Raw genomic sequence first — 17,472 nt, 5'->3', positions numbered from 1 at the left:
TCAAGCTCATCGCAGCACTCTTAACATTACTCTGTTGATGTCGCACTGCCACTGTCGGCGGCAGGCTGTTTTACAAATAATACATTGCCCCTAAGCACTACACAAGGTAATCAGATGGTCGGTATCGTTCTGATGGCCAATGGCGAGACAGCCGGCCTGCGCCTTATAATGCACGGTTCCCGCCTACCTGCCCCGACTTTCCCATCATGACGCTTCCAGACAATGACACCAGCCGGCTCGACGCCATCAGCGCCGCCGCCACCGAAGTGGCGGCGCAAAACGTGGCCGACCTGCTGGCCATGGCCATCTGCCACCGGCCCGACGAACCGGCGCTGGTCGTGTGCGACAAGCACAGCTGGCTCAACCTGGTGCTGACCGACGCCTACCGGCTGGCCTTGCCTGACGCCACCTTCATCGATTTCGACGACGTCACGCCAGAGGCCGTCCTGGCCGCCTTTGCCGCGCTGCCGGCCGGCAGCCTGGTGGTGCTGATCCAGTCGACCAGCTTCCGCCTGGAAGCGTTTCGCATCCGCATCGAACTGTTCAAGCGCGGCCTGAAGGTGATCGAACACGTGCACCTGTCGCGCATGCCCGGCGTGCAGGGCTTGCACTATATCGCCTCGCTGGCCTACGACCCCGCGTATTACCGCGGCGTCGGCCATGCATTGAAAACACGCATCGACCGCGCCCGCCACGGCATGGTCGACAGCGGCGGCGAACAACTGGTGTTCGCTTCCCCATTCGAATCGGCCAAGCTCAATATCGGCGACTACAGCGGCATGAACAATATCGGCGGCCAGTTTCCGCTGGGCGAGGTCTTTACCGAGGCGCAAGACCTGGAGGCGGTCAACGGCCGCGTACGCATCTTTGTCTTTGGCGATACCAGATTCATGGTCAACCGCCCGGACACGCCGGTCACCCTGATCATTGAAAAAGGCCGGGTCACCGGCACCGAACACGCCACGCCGGCCTTCCTGGAAATGCTGGACATTATCCGCGCCCACGAAGGCGAAGTGTGGGTGCGCGAGCTGGGCTTCGGCATGAACCGCGCCTTTACGCGCGAGCAGCTGGTCAACGATATCGGCACCTACGAGCGCATGTGCGGCATCCACCTGTCGCTGGGCGCCAAGCATGGCGTCTACAGCAAGCCGCAATTCAAGCGCAAGGAAGCGCGCTACCACGTCGATATCTTTGCCGTGACCGAAGCGGTGTATCTCGACGACGAAAGAGTCTACGCCGACGGCGCCTGGCAGGTCTGAGCCGTTTTCCACCACGTTCATTCTTCCGGCTTCCCTGCCAAAAGACAGGGAAACGCCGTCTGCTGCGCCGACATTCAACATCGATACAACACCTGCATGTCAAAATGAGATATTAATTACATAAACTTTTCCTTAGGGAAAGTAGTTGAGCTATATTCTGCGCTCCGCAGTGTTGCCCCCTCCCAGCCCACCGAGCGCCAGCCCTGACCATCCAGGCCGGCCGGCAAACTGCATTCCGAACAAAATCATCCCCTGGAGTCAGTTCCATGCTTTCCTCTATCAATAACATCACCATCGGCAGGCGCTTGCTGCTCGGTTTTGCCGTCGTCCTGCTGTGCTCCCTGCTGGCGATCGGCATCGGCATTGCCCGCCTGCATACGGTCGCCGAATCGACCCGGCAGTTGCTCGACGAGCCGCTGGCCAGCGAGCGCCATATCAGCGACTGGTACCGCAATGTGTTTGCCGGCATCCGCCGCAGCCTGGCCATTGCCAAGAGCAGCGACGGTTCGCTCAACGAATTCTTTGCCGCCGATGTCGCCGAATCGACGCGCAACTCGTCGGCATTGCAAAAGCTGATCGAGCCATCCATCAATACGCCGGAAGAACAAAAGATCTGGGGCGAGCTGGGCGAGCTGCGCAAGCAGTACCTGTCCTCGCGCGATGAAATCCTGGCGCTGAAAAAACAGGGCGAATCGGAAAAAGCCTCGACCCTGGTCGACATCAAATTTTCGCCGGTCGCAAAAAACTATGCCGACAAGATCAAGGAACTGCTGCAATTCGAACGCGAGGACATCAACCGCCGCGCGCAGGAGATCCAGCAGATCTATGAAACCAGCCGCACCCTGATGCTGGTGCTGACGGTGCTGATGGTGCTGTTCGTGCTGGTATGCGCGTCGCTGCTGGCGAACTCGATCACGGTGCCGCTGGCCAAAGCGGTGCAACTGGCGCGCCAGGTGGCCGACGGCGACCTGACCTCCACCGTCACCAGCACGGCGCGCGACGAAGCGGGTCAATTGCTGCGCGCGCTGGCCGAGATGAACGGCAAGCTCTCCAGCATGGTCAGCGACGTGCGCGGTTCCAGCGACACCATCAACACGGCCTCGCAGGAAATTGCCGCCGGCAATGCCGACTTGTCGAACCGCACCGAATCGCAGGCCAGTTCGCTGGAGGAAACCGCCAGTTCGATGGAAGAACTCACCTCCACCGTGCGCCAGAATGCCGACAACGCGCGCCACGCCAATCAGCTGGTGATTTCGGCCAGCACCGTGGCCGGACGCGGCGGCCATGTGGTCGAGCAGGTAGTGACCACCATGAACGGCATCAAGGACAGCTCGCGCAAGATCGCCGACATTATCGGCGTCATCGACGGCATCGCCTTCCAGACCAATATCCTGGCGCTGAACGCCGCCGTGGAAGCGGCGCGCGCCGGCGAGCAGGGCCGCGGCTTTGCCGTCGTCGCCACCGAAGTGCGCAACCTGGCCCAGCGCAGCGCGGGCGCGGCCAAGGAAATCAAGACCCTGATCGGCGACTCCGTCACGCAGATCGAGCAAGGCGGCGCACTGGTCGATGAAGCGGGCAAGACGATGGAAGAAATCGTCACCAGCGTGCGCCAGGTGGCCGACATCATGGCCGAGATCACGTCCGCCAGCGCCGAGCAGAGCGCCGGCATCGAGCAGGTCAACATGGCCATCACGCAGATGGACCAGATGACCCAGCAGAACGCGGCGCTGGTCGAGCAATCGTCGGCGGCGGCCGAAAGCATGCAGCAGCAGGCGGGCACGCTGGCGCAGGCGATGGCGGTGTTCAAGACCGGCGCGGCAAATTCCCCTGCCTTGCAGCGGCCGGCGCCGCCACGGCGCGAACGCCAGCGTTTGGCGCCGTAATTACACAATCCCGGCCGCCGCCAGTTCGCGGTCCCATAGCGGCACCGGCTGGTACTCCAGCACCAGGAAATCGATCAGCGCGCGCACCTTGGGCGACAATTGCCGGCTGGCCGGATACAGCGCGCTCAGGTAGTTCAAGGGTAGCGACCAGCCCGCCAGCACCGGCACCAGGCTGCCGTCGAGCAAGGCCCGCCAGGCAAGGAAGGTGGTGCTGTAGACGATGCCCAGGCCCTGCTTTGCGGCCTGCTGCAGTACCAGGCCGTTATTGGCCGTAAAGCCGGCCTGCACGCGCACGCTCATCTCTTCCAGGCCGCTTCCCTCGCCGCGTTGAAAATGCCAGTTCGTGCCGTCGGTCAGGTGGCTGAAATGCAGGCACTGGTGGCTCAGCAAATCCTGCGGCGTGCGCGGCACGCCGTGTTGCGCCAGGTAGGCCGGGCTGGCGCACAGCACCGCGCGGCACGGCGCCAGCGGGCGCATCGCCAGCGCGCTGCTGTCGGGAATGCCGCCGACGCGTATCGTCAGATCAAAGCCATGGCGTATCGGGTCGAGCAGGGCGTCGTCGACAAACAGTTCGGCGCGCAGTTGCGGATGCAGCAGGCTGAAGCGCGCCACGGCGTCGGCCAGCCAGGCGCTGCCAAAGCTGGACGGCGCCTGGATGCGCAAGGGTCCGGCCAGCGCCGCGCCCGCCTGCGCCACATGGGCCACGCTGCGCGCCGCTTCCTGCGCCTGGCTGACGGTGGCCATGCACGGCGCCAGGTAGGCGCGCCCGGCGTCCGTCAGGCTCACTTCGCGCGTCGAGCGGTGCAGCAACCGGGCGTCAAGCTTGTCTTCGAGCTGCATGATGGTCTTGCTGACCATGGCGCGCGACAGGCCCAGGCGCTGGCCGGCCGCAGTGAAGCTGCGCTGCTGCGCCACTTCCACGAAAATTTCCATCGCTTGCAATTGATCCATATCAAAGATTGTCTTCGTTTTGGCGACAATCTGTCAACCGATGCCCGATTGTCTGGCGTCCTCGCCCAACCTACAATGGCGGCTTCCATCACCTTCCGGAGCCGCCGCCATGCTGACAACCGCACAACAAGAACAATACCAACGCGACGGCTATCTGGTGCTGCCCGGTTTCAAAAGCCTGGAAGAAATCGCCGCCCTGCGTGCGCGCGCCGAGCAGATTGTCAACGAATTCGACCCCACGGTCAGCCAGTCGATCTTTACCACGCGCGACCAGGCGAAAAACACCAACGATTATTTCCTCGCCTCCGACAACACCATCCGCTGCTTTTTTGAAGAAGAAGCGTTCGGCCCGGACGGCCAGCTGAAACAGGCCAAGTCGCTGTCGATCAACAAGATCGGCCACGCCATGCATGACCTGGACCCGGTGTTCCGCGCCTTTTCGGCCGACCCCGAACTGGCGCAAGTGGCGCACGACCTGGGCCTGATGGAGGCGCAGGTATGGCAGTCGATGTATATCTTCAAGCAGCCCGGCATCGGCGGCGAAGTGCGCTGGCACCAGGACGCCACGTATTTCGAAACCACGCCGATCAGCGTGACCACCTTCTGGTTCGCGCTCGAAGACGCGACCCTGGAAAACGGCTGCCTGTGGGCCGAACCGGGCGGCCACCGCGGCCCGCTGCGCGAGCGCTTTATCCGCAACGGCGACCAGGTGCGCGTGGAAAAACTCGACGCCACGCCCTGGCCCGACGACAGCACCGCCGTGCCACTGGAAGTGAAGGCCGGCGCCCTGGTCTGCTTCCACGGCCTGCTGCCGCACTACAGCGCGCCGAACCGCTCGCCCGTGTCGCGCCACGCCTACACCCTGCACGCCACCGACGGCCAGACCGAGTATGCGAAGCACAACTGGATACAGCGCGACGCGTCCTTGCCGGTACGGGGCTTTGTCTGATGCGCCTGCAATTTTTCGCGCCGCAGTGGGGCAATAACGCCCTGCCGGCCGCCGCATTTATCGACAAGGTGCTCGACGCCGGGTTTGACGGCATCGAAATGTCGCTGCCGCTCGATGCGGCCCTGCGCGAGGAATGGACCGGCCGCATTGCCGACGCCGGCCTGGCGCTGATCGCCGCGCAGTGGGAAACGGTGTTCCATACGGATTTTGCGCAGCACCGCGCGGCCCTGGCCGAACTGCTGGAAAACGCCTGCCTGGCGCGCCCGCTGCTGGTCAACACGCACACGGGCAAGGATTACTACAGCGTCGCCCAGAACGCCGACCTGATCGCACTGGCGATGGACATCTCGGCCAGACATGGCGTGCCCATCGTCCATGAAATCCACCGCAGCCGTTTCAGCGGCCATCCGATGCTGCTGCTGCCCTACCTCGACCGGTTCCCGGAGCTGGCGCTGACGGCCGACCTGTCGCACTGGTGCTGCGCCTGCGAATCCTTGCTGGCGGACCAGCCAGTAACGCTGGCGCGCACCCTGCCCCGGGTGCGCCATATCCATGCGCGCGTGGGCCATGCGCAGGGCCCGCAGGTGGCGCACTTTCGCGCACCGGAAGCGAAGGAGGCGCTCGACGCCCACCTGGCCTGGTGGGACACGGTGGTGGCGCTGCGCCGCGCGGCCGGTGCCGAGCTGCTGACGTTTACGCCCGAATTCGGCCCGGCGCCGTACTTGCAAACGCTGCCTTGGACGCAGCAGCCGGTGGCCGACGCGTGGCAGCAGAACGTGGCGATGCTCAATCTGCTGCGCCAGCGCTACGCAAACACCTAACAAAACCTACTGCGCGTCGCGATTTGCGGCCTCCGATGCTCACTGTGCATTCGCACAGCTCCGCTTCTCAGCCGCAACTCACTGCCGCTCGCTACGGTTTTGATAGGTGTTCTAAACCATCGGTTGAGCAAAATTGGCCTGCACGAAATCGATAAACGCGCGCAGCGGCGCCGGCAAATGGCGCCGGCCTGGATAGTATATAAACGGCCCGGGAAACGGCTTCGCCCAGTCCTGCAGTACCGGCTGCAATTGGCCCGCATCGATATACGGCTGCAGCCATTCTTCAAACAGATACACCAGGCCATGGCCGGCGACGGCCATGCTGACCGCCATGTCGGCGGCCGTCGGCGTGACGATCAGGGGACCGCCGGGCGCCACGTTGATGGCCTGCCCGTCGCGCTCGAACTCCCACGGCGGAATCGCGCCGCTCAGGAATTTCCCCAGCAGGCAGGCATGTTGCAGCAGATCGCGCGGATGCGTGGGCACGCCGCGCCGCGCCAGGTAGGAAGGCGCTCCCGCCACCGCAAAACGCTGGGTGCGCGGGCCGATCGGAATGGCGATCATGTCCTGTTCCAGCCGCTCGCCGTAGCGGATGCCGGCGTCGCAGCCGCTGGCGACGATATCGACGAAATTATTATCGACCACCAGTTCGACCACGATGTGCGGGTAGGCGCGCAGGAACTGGTCCACCATCGGCTGCAAGAAGAAGCGCGCCGCGTTGACCGGCACGTTCAGGCGCAGGCTGCCGCGCGGGCTGTCGCGCAAATCGTTCAGCACGTCGAGCGCGCCGGCCACCTCGTTCAAGGCAGGCCGCAAGCGCGACAGCAGCAGCGCACCAGCTTCTGTCGGCGTGACGCTGCGCGTGGTGCGCAGCAGCAGGCGGATGCCCAGTTGCTGCTCCAGCCGGCGCACCGCCTCGCTCATGGCCGACGCCGACTGGCCCGACAGGCGCGCCGCCTGGCGAAAACCCTGGTGCTGGGCCACCTGGGCAAAGGTGGCCAGGTCGGCCATGGAAGGTGTGGAGGGAGTCATGATGGATTGTGCGTAAATGCGCACAGCCTGTGCGCGATTGCCCCGATTATCACACAGCGCCATCGGGGCTACCATGGTTGCCATCACATCCCATCACCCCACAGGAGCCGCCATGACCACCTACCAGCCATCGCATGACCAGTTCACGCCCGCCGCAAGCGGCCTCGTTTTCAACCGGATCGGCTACGGCGCCATGCAACTGGCCGGTCCGCACGTGTGGGGGCCGCCAAAAGACCGCGCCAGCGCCTTGGCGGTGCTGCGCGAGGCGATTGAGCTCGGCATCAACCATATCGACACTTCGGATTTTTACGGCCCGCACATCACCAACCAGATCATCCGCGAAGCGCTGCACCCTTATCGCGATGGTCTTGCCATCGTCACCAAGATCGGCTTCGTGCGCGGCGCCGACCAGTCATGGCTGCCGGCCGCCTCGCCACAGCAGCTGCGCGACGCCGTGCACGACAACCTGCGCAACCTGGGCCTCGATGTGCTCGACGTGGTCAACCTGCGCGCACCGGGCATCGCCGGCCCGGACGGCTCCGCGCTGGCCGAACCGCTGGCGGCGCTGGTGCAGCTGCAGCGGGAAGGACTGCTGCGCCATATCGGCCTGTCCAATGTCGATGCGGCGCAAGTGGCCGAAGCGCAGGCCATCACGACTATCGTCTGCGTGCAGAACCAGTACAACCTGGCGCACCGCGGCGACGACGCGATGATCGACACGCTGGCCGCGCAAGGCATCGCCTATGTGCCGTTCTTTCCCCTGGGCGGCTTTTCGCCGCTGCAGTCCGATACCCTGAACCAGGTGGCGGCCCGCCTGCAGGCGACGCCGATGCAGGTGGCGCTGGCCTGGCTGCTGCAGCGCGCACCGAATGTGCTGGTGATTCCCGGCACCTCGTCGGTGGCGCATTTGCGCGAAAACGTGGCGGCTGGCGCGCTCAGGCTCGATGCGCAAGCCTTGACAGCACTGGAGTCGCTTGCAAATCGCTTGTAAATCGATTGCAACTAAGTAGCGCACTATATATACTGTGTGCATGGATACCAACAACCCCCTGCACCAGGTGCCACGCCTGGACAGCCAGCTATGCTTTGCGCTGTACTCGACCTCGCTTGCCATGAACAAGCTGTACCGCAAGCTGCTGCGCAAGCTGGGGCTGACGTATTCGCAATACCTGGTGATGATGGTGTTGTGGGAACGCGACGGCCTCAGCGTGTCCGAGGTGGGCGAGCGCCTGTTCCTCGACTCGGCCACCCTCACGCCCCTGCTCAAGCGCATGGAGCAGGCGAGCCTGCTGAACCGCGCGCGCGCCGTCAGCGACGAGCGCCAGGTCATCATTACGCTGACCCCGGCCGGCAGCGAACTGCGCGAGCAGGCGGCGTTGCTGCCCGAAGCCATCCTGACGGCCAGCCAGTGCAGCGTGGCCCAAGTTGTAGATATGAAACAACAACTGGACCAGCTGCGTGCCAGCCTGATGAAAAGTTAGTAAATCGCCGGTTTTCCCGAGCAAAATAAAGTGAAACGTGGCGAGTACCGCGCATGGCAAAAGCTGGCGCGATATTCGCCTTTTTTTATTACAAATCGATACAAGCAACAGGCCGCCCCGGATATAGAATAGTCGCCACTATTTCTTTACAACAATATCAGGGTGAACATGCGCATTCTTTCCGGCTCCGCGGCCTGCCTGGCTTTTTGCTTTACCGTTTCCGCCTTGGCCGCCGAACCCTTCGACGACAAGTTCCGCCAGCTCGAAGAAGTGCTGCCCACCCCGAACACCTACCGCACCGCCTCCGGCGCGCCGGGCCACGCCTACTGGCAGCAGCGCGCCGACTACACCATCCGCGCCACGCTCGACGAAGCCAGGCGCACCATCACCGGCAGCGGCACCGTCACCTACCATAACCAGTCGCCCGACACCCTCGGCTACCTGTGGGTGCAGCTGGACCAGAACATCTACAAGCCGGACTCCGACGCGCGCCGCATGGCCACCGCGCCCTCGCGCCAGGCCTGGGCCAAAACCATGGGTGAAGACACCATGAAATTCGAAGGCCTGCGCGGCATCCTGGCGCGCGGCGACTTCCAGGGCGGCTTCAATATCCGCGCATTGAAGGGCGCGGACGGCCAGAGCCTGAAACACGTCATCAACCGCACCATGATGCGCATCGACCTGCCCCAGCCTTTGAAACCGGGCCAGGATTTCGTCTTCCAGATCGAGTGGGACTACCGCATCAACGAGCAGAAGGTGCTGGGCGGGCGCGCCGGCTTTGAATATTTTGAAGAAGACAAGAACGCCCTGTTCGAGGTGGCGCAGTGGTTCCCGCGCATGGCCGCCTATTACGACGCGGCCGGCTGGCAGCACAAGCAGTTCCTGGGCTCGGGCGAATTCACGCTGGAATTTGGCGACTACGACGTGCAGCTGACCGTGCCGGCCGACCATATCGTCGCTTCCACGGGCGCACTGCAAAATCCGCAGGAGGTGCTCACGCCGGCCCAGCGCGCGCGCCTGGAGCAGGCCCGCGGCAGCGACAAGCCGGTGATCATCGTCACGCAGAAGGAAGCCGAAGCGGCCGAAAAATCGGTCAGCCGCGCGCAGAAGACCTGGCACTTCAAGGCGGCCAATGTGCGCGACTTTGCCTGGGCGTCGAGCCGCAAGTTCATCTGGGATGCGCAGGGCTACAAAAAAGGCGGCAGCGACGTGATGGCCATGTCCTACTATCCGAAGGAAGGCAATCCGCTGTGGGAAAAATACAGCACGCAAGCCATCGTGCACACCATCGAGCAGTACAACAAGTACAGCATCGACTACCCGTATCCGACGGCGATCTCCGTCAATGGCCCGGTGGGCGGCATGGAATACCCGATGATCTCGTTCAACGGCCCGCGCCCGGTGAAGGACAAGAAGACCGGCGAGCTGACCTATTCGAAGCGTACCAAATATGGCCTGATCGGCGTGATCATCCATGAAGTGGGCCACAACTACTACCCGATGATCATCAACTCGGACGAGCGCCAGTGGACCTGGATGGACGAAGGCCTGAACACCTTCGTGCAATACCTGGCGCAGCAGGCGTGGGAAGAAAACTACCCGGCCTCGCGGGGCGAGCCGCGCGAGATCGTCGACTACATGCGTAGCCGCGACCAGGTGCCGATCATGACCAATTCGGAGTCCCTGCTGCAGTTCGGCAACAACGCCTACGCCAAGCCGGCGGCGGGCCTGAACATCCTGCGTGAAACCATTCTGGGGCGCGAGCTGTTCGACTACGCCTTCAAGGAATATGCGCAGCGCTGGAAGTTCAAGCGTCCCACGCCGGCCGACTTTTTCCGCACCATGGAAGACGCTTCCGGCACGGATCTCGACTGGTTCTGGCGCGGCTGGTTCTACACCACCGATGCGGTCGACATCAGCATCGACGGCATCAGCGAATATGGCGTGAGCAGCAAGAATCCGGAAACCGAAAAAGCCTGGAAAAAATCGCAGAAGGCGGCCCAGCCGGAGTCCGTGACCGAGCGCGCCAACAAGGGCATGGCGCGCCGGGTCGACGCGCACCCGGAGCTGAGGGATTTCTACAACCAGCACGACGACTACACCGTCACCAACAAGGACCGCAACGCCTATGCCGAAGCGATCGCCGGCCTGGAACCGTGGGAAAAGGAACTGCTGAAACAGGGCAAGCACTTGTACCTGGTCGACCTGTCCAACCTGGGCGGCATGGTGATGCCCTTGATCCTCGAGATCGAACTGAAAAGCGGCAGGAAATACATCGAGCGCGTGCCGGCCGAAGTATGGCGCTACTCGCCGAAGAGAATCACCAAGGTCGTCATCACGGACGAGCCGATGGTCGGCCTGGTGCAGGACCCGTACTGGGAAACGGCCGACATCGACACCAGCAACAACAGCTGGCCGCGCAGAATCACGCCGTCGCGCCTGGAGCTGTTCAAGAGCGAGAAGTCGCCCAGGGAAAACCTGATGCGCGACTTTAATACGCCGTTGAAAAACAAGGGCGCGGCTGGCGGCAAGGACGGCGAGGCATGAAGCTGCGGCGTTACTGCGTGACGGCGCTGCTGGCCCTGGCCAGCGGCGCCGCCTTCGCCCATAACTACCATATGGGCATCGCCGACATCAGCTACAACCCGTCCAGCGGCAGCACGGAGATCGTCCACACCTACACCGGCCACGACGTCGAGGCGCTGCTGACCCAGCTCTACCAGCGCCAGGTCGACCTGGGCCAGAAGGACAGCGAGGCGGCGCTGCGCCGCTACGTGGAAAAGCAGTTTTATATTATCGGCGCCAACGGCAGGCGCTTGCGCCTGGACTGGGTCGGCATCAAGGTCAATGCCGACAATGTGGTGATCTTCCAGGAAATCGAACGCACGCGCCTGGCCAGCGGCGCGCGCATCCACAACGCCCTGCTCAGCGACTTCTTGCCCGGCCAGCGCAACACCCTCAACGTGCAGGACGGCGCGAAGATACAGACGCTGTTCTTTGACCAGAAAAATGTGGAATTGCCTGTCAAGTAGGTCGGATTAGCGCTTGCGCGTAATCCGACAACACCTTCGGCGCCAACAATGTTGTCGGATTACGGCCTGCGGCCTCGGCGGCCCCGCCTAATCCGACCTACGCATGCTCTCCCCCATATCAAGAAATGCCTCTCACCCGCCACACGATGTGCGTCCAGGTATTAGAATGCCTGCCTGGACAACCTGATAACGGCCGCCCCGCGGCCGGCACCGACATGAGCACTGCCGCACCGATCTTCAACGACCCGTCCCACCTTGCCAGCGCCCTGCGCAACGATGGCTATGCCGTGCTGCGTCCGCAGGACGTGGCGGCGCTGGCCGGCTGCCCCCTGGCGGCACTGCGCGCGCTCGAACCGAGCTGGGATGACCTCGCGCTCGACAACTACCTGAAGGATGGCGGCCGCTATCGCCGCCGGCGCCATTCCTGCTTCGTGCAGAACGGCGCCGCGCTGGCGCAGACGCCGCACCGCGCGCACTGGCAGCCGGTCGAATACAACGCCCTGCATGGCGGCATGCACCGCCTGTTCGAGCCAGTGGACGCCGCCGTTGCCGCGCAGCCGGCCTGGCGCCAGCTGATCGTCGCTCTGGGCGGCGTGTGCTCGCAGGTCAAGGGAGACCAGCCCTGGTACATCGAGGCGCACCAGTTCCGCATCGACACCACCGACGGCATCGGCCGCCCCACGCCGGAAGGCGCGCACCGCGACGGCGTCGATTTCGTCGCCGTGCTGCTGATCAACCGCCAGTCCATCAAGGGTGGCGAGACGCGCATCTTCGAAGCCGATGGCCCCAACGGCAAGCGATTTACCCTCAGCGAACCATGGTCGCTGCTGCTGCTCGACGACGCTGCCGTGATCCACGAATCGACGCCGATCCAGCCAGTCGGCGAAGCGGGCCATCGCGACACGCTGGTGCTGACCTACCGCGCCGGGCAATTCCAGGGTGAAAACTGAGACACGGACAGCCTGCGCGGATGACCAAAATAGTTACTTTGAAGTTACTTTTAACCCGCCAAATCCGATATAGTCACAGGATATCCATACTGGCCGCTGATCGTGTCCGGCATTCAAATACCTAGAAGCGAGGAGAGGTCCGTGGACTCCAACAACCAGATCAAGCCCGACGAAATCGAAATCCTGATCGTCGAAGACAGCCCGACCCAGGCCGAGCGCTTGCGCCGCCTGATACAGTCGCTGCACTACAACGCGCGCGTGGCCGCCAACGGCCAGCTGGCCCTGGCCGCCATCCGCGAGCGCAAGCCGCACCTGGTGCTGTCCGATATCGTTATGCCTGAAATGAACGGCTACGACCTGTGCCGCGCCATCAAGGCCGATCCGACCCTGCGCGATATCCCGGTAATCCTGGTCACCTCGCTCAACGACCCGAAAGACATCATCCGCGGCATCGAGTGCGGCGCCGACAATTTCATCCGCAAGCCGTATGCGGAAGACTATCTGCTCAACCGCATCAGCCACATGCTGATGAACCAGAAGCTGCGCAAGAACCAGAACGTCGAAATCGGCATCGCGCTGTACCTGGGCGACCAGAAGCATTTCATCAATGCCGAGCGCCAGCAGATCCTCGACCTGTTGATCTCGACCTATGAACAGGCGGTGCAGGTCAATGGCGAGCTGCAGGCGCGCGAACGCCAGGTGATCGAACTGAACATGCGTCTGGCCCACCATGCGGCCGAACTGGAAACGACCAACCGCGAAATCGCCCTGAAGAACCTGGAACTGGCCGAAGCGAGCCGCATGAAGTCGGCCTTTATCGCCAATATGTCGCACGAGCTGCGCACGCCCCTCAACGCCATCATCGGCTTCACGGGTGCGCTGCTGATGAAGCTGCCGGGGCCGCTGACGGTCGACCAGGACAAACAGCTGACCACCATCCGCGCCAGCGCGCGCCATCTGCTGTCATTGATCAACGATATCCTCGACGTGGCCAAGATCGAGGCCGGCAAGCTGACCTTGTCGATCGAGCCCGTGCCCTGCCACGATCTGATCGCGGAAGTGGCCGAAACCCTGCGTCCGCTGGCCCAGCAAAAGGGCCTGACGCTGGAAGTCGATGCGGGAGCGCATGCGGTGGTGATCGACACCGACCGCCGCGCGCTGACGCAAATCCTGATCAACCTGCTCAACAACGCCATCAAGTTCACGGAACAGGGCAGCGTGCGCATCCGCCTGGCCCAGCGCGAGGAAGACGGCGCGCGCGTGACCGAAATGAGCATCACCGACAGCGGCGCGGGCATCAAGGAGGAAGACCAGGCCAAGCTGTTCCAGGCCTTCTCGCAGCTCGATTCGACCTCCACCCGCCATGCCGAAGGCGCAGGCCTGGGCCTGTACCTGTGCCAGAACCTGGCCAACGCCATCGGCGGCGCCCTGTTCTTCAACAGCGACTATGGACAAGGCAGCACTTTTACACTGGCGCTGCGCAACTGATGGCGCCCATGTGTGCAGCGCAATACAAGCGTTTCGATAACATGGTCGAATCGTCACCGTAGTTCTACGGTATTGCACTGCACCATTTTTAGCGCTATAGTGTACTTGTCTCCTCCAAGTCGTTCTCCGAACATTTGGATTCAGCCCGCGCCGCAAGGTTCGCGGGCTTTTTTTTGCCCGGAATTCCATAAGTGAATCAAACGATTAAGTTATATCATTTGTTTTAGTTATGTGATTAAATTCCCGGCATGAGAAAACCTTCTTCCCCACCGCCAGCATCCACAGCGCCGGCCGATGACGAGCCGCCCTGCCAGCCGGGCTGGCGCAATCTGTTCGGCCATTGCGTGGCGCGCAAGCCGCGTTCCGACGGCGAGCAGTCGCGCGAGCGCCTGCTGCGCAGCGCCATCCGCCTGTTTGCCGAACAGGGTTATGCCCGCACCTCCACGCGCGAACTGGCGCAGGCGGCCGGCGCCAATGCGGCCGCCATCAGCTATTATTTTGGCGACAAGGCCGGCCTGTACCGCGCCGCCTTTGCCGAACAGTCGAGCGACCCGCTCGGCAATATCGCCCTGTTCGACCAGCCCCACTTCACCCTGCGCCAGACGCTGCAGGGGTTTTATGCGCAGATGCTCGCGCCGATGCAGCAGGGCGAACGGGCGCGCGACGTCATGCGCCTGTGGTGCCGCGAAATGCTGGAACCCACCGGCTTGTGGGCGCGCGAGATCGAGCAGAATATCCGCCCCGAACACGAGGCGTTCGCGCGCGTGCTGGCGCGCCACCTGGGCGCCGACGCCGATAGCGACGACATGCACCGGCTGGCCTTTTCGATCGCCTCGCTTGCGCTGCAGCATATGGTCGGCGCCGAAGTGGTCCACGTGCTGCGCCCGCAGCTGATGGCCACGCCGCAGGCCGCCGACACCTGGCTATCGCGCATGGTCGATTATGGGCTGGCCATGGCCGAAGTCGAACGCACCCGCCTGCACCCCGTCACTCCATTTCAACCATCGATACCGCAAAAGGACCAGCATGAGGAAGTCTGAATACGCCCTGGCCGCCAGCATGATGCTGGCGCTGGCCGGCTGCGCCGTGCAGGGGCCGCCGGCCTCCGTGGCGGCAAGCGCCCCCGCCAACTGGCATGCGCCGCTGCCGCACAACGGCAATGTGGCCGACCTGGCCGGCTGGTGGCAGCGGCAGGGCGACGCCCTGCTGGCCGAACTGATCACCGACGCCCAGCAGGTGAGCCCGACGATAGCCACCGCCCGCACCCGCATCGTGCAGTCGCGCGCCGACCGCGTGGCCAGCGGCGCGGCGCTCGGACCCGTGCTCGACGCCACCGGCAGCGTGGTGCGCACCAGCCAGCAGTCCGCCCAGCCGGGCGGCACCACCTCGCAGGCGGCGCTGCAGGCCTCGTGGGAAATCGACGTGTTTGGCGCCAACCGCGCCAACCGCGACGCCGCCCAGGAGCGCTATGACAGCGCGCAGGCCGGCTGGCACGACGCACGCGTGTCGGTGGCGGCCGAAGTGGCGAACCAGTACTACAGCCTGCGCGCCTGCCGCGCACTGCAAAGCGTGGCCGAGCAGGACGCCGCCTCGCGCAGCGACTCGGCGCGCCTGACGCAACTGAGCGCCGACGCCGGCTTCCAGGCGCCGGCCAATGCCGCGCTGGCGCGCGCCAGCGCCGCCGAAGGCGCCAGCCGCGCCATCGAACAGCGGGCTGTGTGCGACGTGGGCGTGCAGGCGCTGATGGCCCTGTCGGCCATGCCGGAGGACACCTTGCGCGCCAGACTGGCCGCCACGCCGCTGGTGGCGCCGGCGCCGGTGGCAATCAGTAACTTGCCGGCACAGACGCTGGCGCAGCGGCCCGACATCTTCAGCGCCGAGCGCGAAGTGGCGGCCGCCAGCTTTGAAGTGAGCGGCGCGAAAGCCCAGCGCTATCCGCGCTTGAGCCTGGCCGGGTCCATCGGCAAGGGCAATATCCGCGCCGGCGGCCAGAGCATCACCGGCAGCACCTGGAGCATCGGCCCGCTGGCCGTAACCCTGCCCATCTTCGACGGCGGGCGCCGCCGCGCCCAGGTCGACGCCGCCGTGGCGCGCTATGACGAAGCCGTCGTCAAGTACCGCGCCGGCGTGCGACAGGCCGTGCGCGAAGTGGAAGAAGCGCTGCTGAACCTGCAAAGCACGGACGCTCGCAGCAGCCATGCGCAGACGGCGCTCGAAGGCTATCGCCTGTCGTTCGTGGCGACCGAAGAGCGCTACAAGAATGGCCTGGCCAGCCTGATCGAACTGGAGGACGCGCGCCGTACGCGCCTGGCCGCCGAAAACACCGTGGTCAATCTGCAGCGCGAACGCAGCGCCGCCTGGGTGGCGCTGTACCGCGCCGCCGGCGGCGGCTGGAACGCCAGCCAGGCCGCCATTGCTCCCTGATACCCCGCATACCATCTGACGGACCAGAACATGAAAACACTGACATTCAAACCGCTTGCCGTGGCCATCGCGGCCTGTTGCGTCCTGGCCGGCGCCGGCGTGGCGCTGTATTCGGCGCCCTCCACCGCCGCCGATGAAAAAGACAAGAACGCCGTGCAAAAGCCGGCCCTGACGGTCACCACCACCAGGCCGCAAACGAGCAAATTGCCGATCAAGCTGAGCGCCAACGGCAACGTGGCCGCCTGGCAGGAAGCCCTTATCGGCAGCGAGTCGAACGGCCTGCGCCTGACGGACGTGCGCGTCAATGTCGGCGAGGCGGTGCGCGCCGGCCAGGTGCTGGCAGTGTTCTCCAGCGACACCGTCAACGCCGACCTGGCGCAAACGAAAGCGGCGGTGCTGGAAGCCGAAGCGAATGCCGCCGAAGCGTCGGCCAACGCCGCGCGCGCCCGCTCGCTGCAAACCACGGGCGCCATCAGCGCCCAGCAGATCAGCCAGTATCTGACGGCCGAACAGACGGCCAACGCCCGCATCGCATCAGCCAAGGCGCAACTGGCGGCACAGCGGTTGCGCCTGAAATACACGCAGGTCACCGCGCCCGACAGCGGCGTGATCTCGTCGCGCTCGGCCACCGTCGGCTCGGTGGTGGGCGCCGGCACGGAGCTGTTCCGCATGATCCGCCAGGGCCGCCTGGAGTGGCGCGCCGAAGTGACGGCGGCCGAACTGCTCAATCTGAAACCGGGCACGCTGGCCGAAGTGAAGGCCGCCAATGGCAGCGTATTGACGGGCAAGGTGCGCATGATCGCGCCGACGGTCGACCCGCAAACGCGCTCGGCCCTGGTGTATGTGGACCTGCCGGCGTCCGCCGCCGGCAATGCGCCGTTCAAGGCCGGCATGTATGCCAGCGGCGCGTTCGAACTGGGCACCTCGGGCGCATTGACGGTGCCGCAGCAGGCGATCGCCGTGCGCGACGGCTTCAGCTATGTGTTTCGCCTGAATGCCGACCAGCGCGTCAGCCAGATCAAGGTGCAGCCGGGCCGGCGCCTGGCGGACCGCATCGAGATCGTCTCGGGCATCACGGCCGACACCACCATCGTCGTCAATGGCGCCGGCTTCCTGAACGACGGCGATCTGGTTCGCAATGTCGCCACCCCGGCCGCCGCCCCGGCCGCGGCCACCACGCCGGCAAAAAAATAAGGACGGGC

At 64.3% G+C, this 17,472-nt stretch carries 15 protein-coding genes; 13 read left to right on the top strand and 2 right to left on the bottom strand.

The window, feature by feature from the left end:
- The first annotated feature begins 206 nt into the window (after positions 1 to 206).
- Entirely contained in the window at positions 207 to 1,259 is a 1,053-nt protein-coding gene (locus ASR47_RS09225; RefSeq protein ID WP_065307478.1) for a M29 family metallopeptidase, read from the top strand.
- 266 nt (positions 1,260 to 1,525) lie between these two features.
- Entirely contained in the window at positions 1,526 to 3,142 is a 1,617-nt protein-coding gene (locus tag ASR47_RS09220) for a methyl-accepting chemotaxis protein (RefSeq protein WP_065307477.1), read from the top strand.
- On the opposite strand, the gene ASR47_RS09215 is transcribed toward ASR47_RS09220, so the two are convergent.
- Positions 3,143 to 4,093 carry a LysR family transcriptional regulator gene (locus tag ASR47_RS09215; protein WP_245714305.1) on the bottom strand — a complete coding sequence of 317 codons (951 nt, stop codon included), beginning with the start codon at positions 4,091 to 4,093 and terminating at the stop codon, positions 3,143 to 3,145.
- Positions 4,094 to 4,202: 109 nt separating this feature from the next.
- Here ASR47_RS09215 and ASR47_RS09210 point away from each other — a divergent pair, with 109 nt between their 5' ends.
- Complete coding sequence (locus tag ASR47_RS09210) at positions 4,203 to 5,042, top strand: phytanoyl-CoA dioxygenase family protein (RefSeq protein ID WP_065307475.1); 840 nt, start codon at positions 4,203 to 4,205, stop codon at positions 5,040 to 5,042.
- Entirely contained in the window at positions 5,042 to 5,863 is an 822-nt protein-coding gene (locus ASR47_RS09205; RefSeq protein ID WP_065307474.1) for a sugar phosphate isomerase/epimerase family protein, read from the top strand. The genes ASR47_RS09210 and ASR47_RS09205 overlap by 1 nt, the downstream gene beginning before the upstream one ends.
- A 111-nt stretch (positions 5,864 to 5,974) precedes the next feature.
- Here the strand turns inward: ASR47_RS09205 and ASR47_RS09200 are convergent, their stop codons facing one another.
- On the bottom strand, positions 5,975 to 6,895 hold the full coding sequence (locus ASR47_RS09200) for a LysR family transcriptional regulator (protein ID WP_245714304.1): 921 nt from the start codon (positions 6,893 to 6,895) through the stop codon (positions 5,975 to 5,977).
- 112 nt (positions 6,896 to 7,007) lie between these two features.
- Here ASR47_RS09200 and ASR47_RS09195 point away from each other — a divergent pair, with 112 nt between their 5' ends.
- The 9 genes from ASR47_RS09195 (at position 7,008) to ASR47_RS09155 (ending at position 17,464) form a co-directional block, all read left to right on the top strand.
- Positions 7,008 to 7,886 carry an aldo/keto reductase family oxidoreductase gene (locus ASR47_RS09195; protein WP_065307472.1) on the top strand — a complete coding sequence of 293 codons (879 nt, stop codon included), beginning with the start codon at positions 7,008 to 7,010 and terminating at the stop codon, positions 7,884 to 7,886.
- A gap of 40 nt (positions 7,887 to 7,926) precedes the next feature.
- Entirely contained in the window at positions 7,927 to 8,376 is a 450-nt protein-coding gene (locus ASR47_RS09190; RefSeq protein ID WP_065307471.1) for a MarR family winged helix-turn-helix transcriptional regulator, read from the top strand.
- A 168-nt stretch (positions 8,377 to 8,544) separates the two neighbouring features.
- Entirely contained in the window at positions 8,545 to 10,923 is a 2,379-nt protein-coding gene (locus ASR47_RS09185) for a M1 family metallopeptidase (protein ID WP_065307593.1), read from the top strand.
- Positions 10,920 to 11,408 carry a DUF6702 family protein gene (locus ASR47_RS09180; protein ID WP_065307470.1) on the top strand — a complete coding sequence of 163 codons (489 nt, stop codon included), beginning with the start codon at positions 10,920 to 10,922 and terminating at the stop codon, positions 11,406 to 11,408. Before ASR47_RS09185 ends, ASR47_RS09180 begins: the two co-directional genes overlap by 4 nt.
- 215 nt (positions 11,409 to 11,623) lie before the next feature.
- The gene (locus ASR47_RS09175) at positions 11,624 to 12,358 is read left to right on the top strand and encodes a 2OG-Fe dioxygenase family protein (RefSeq protein ID WP_065307469.1); all 735 of its coding nucleotides are present in this window, start codon (positions 11,624 to 11,626) and stop codon (positions 12,356 to 12,358) included.
- A 141-nt stretch (positions 12,359 to 12,499) separates the two neighbouring features.
- Positions 12,500 to 13,846, top strand: a complete 1,347-nt coding sequence (locus ASR47_RS09170) for a hybrid sensor histidine kinase/response regulator (RefSeq protein WP_065307468.1) — start codon at positions 12,500 to 12,502, stop codon at positions 13,844 to 13,846.
- 248 nt (positions 13,847 to 14,094) lie between these two features.
- The gene (locus ASR47_RS09165; protein WP_082988830.1) at positions 14,095 to 14,886 is read left to right on the top strand and encodes a CerR family C-terminal domain-containing protein; all 792 of its coding nucleotides are present in this window, start codon (positions 14,095 to 14,097) and stop codon (positions 14,884 to 14,886) included.
- Entirely contained in the window at positions 14,873 to 16,270 is a 1,398-nt protein-coding gene (locus ASR47_RS09160; protein WP_065307467.1) for an efflux transporter outer membrane subunit, read from the top strand. Before ASR47_RS09165 ends, ASR47_RS09160 begins: the two co-directional genes overlap by 14 nt.
- A 30-nt stretch (positions 16,271 to 16,300) precedes the next feature.
- The gene (locus ASR47_RS09155; RefSeq protein WP_065307466.1) at positions 16,301 to 17,464 is read left to right on the top strand and encodes an efflux RND transporter periplasmic adaptor subunit; all 1,164 of its coding nucleotides are present in this window, start codon (positions 16,301 to 16,303) and stop codon (positions 17,462 to 17,464) included.
- The last annotated feature ends 8 nt before the right edge of the window (positions 17,465 to 17,472 follow it).

Source organism: Janthinobacterium psychrotolerans, assembly GCF_001677885.1.
Lineage (GTDB): Bacteria > Pseudomonadota > Gammaproteobacteria > Burkholderiales > Burkholderiaceae_D > Janthinobacterium > Janthinobacterium psychrotolerans.
Note: the sequence above shows the minus strand (reverse complement) of the source record. Positions and strands in the feature narration are given on the sequence as shown.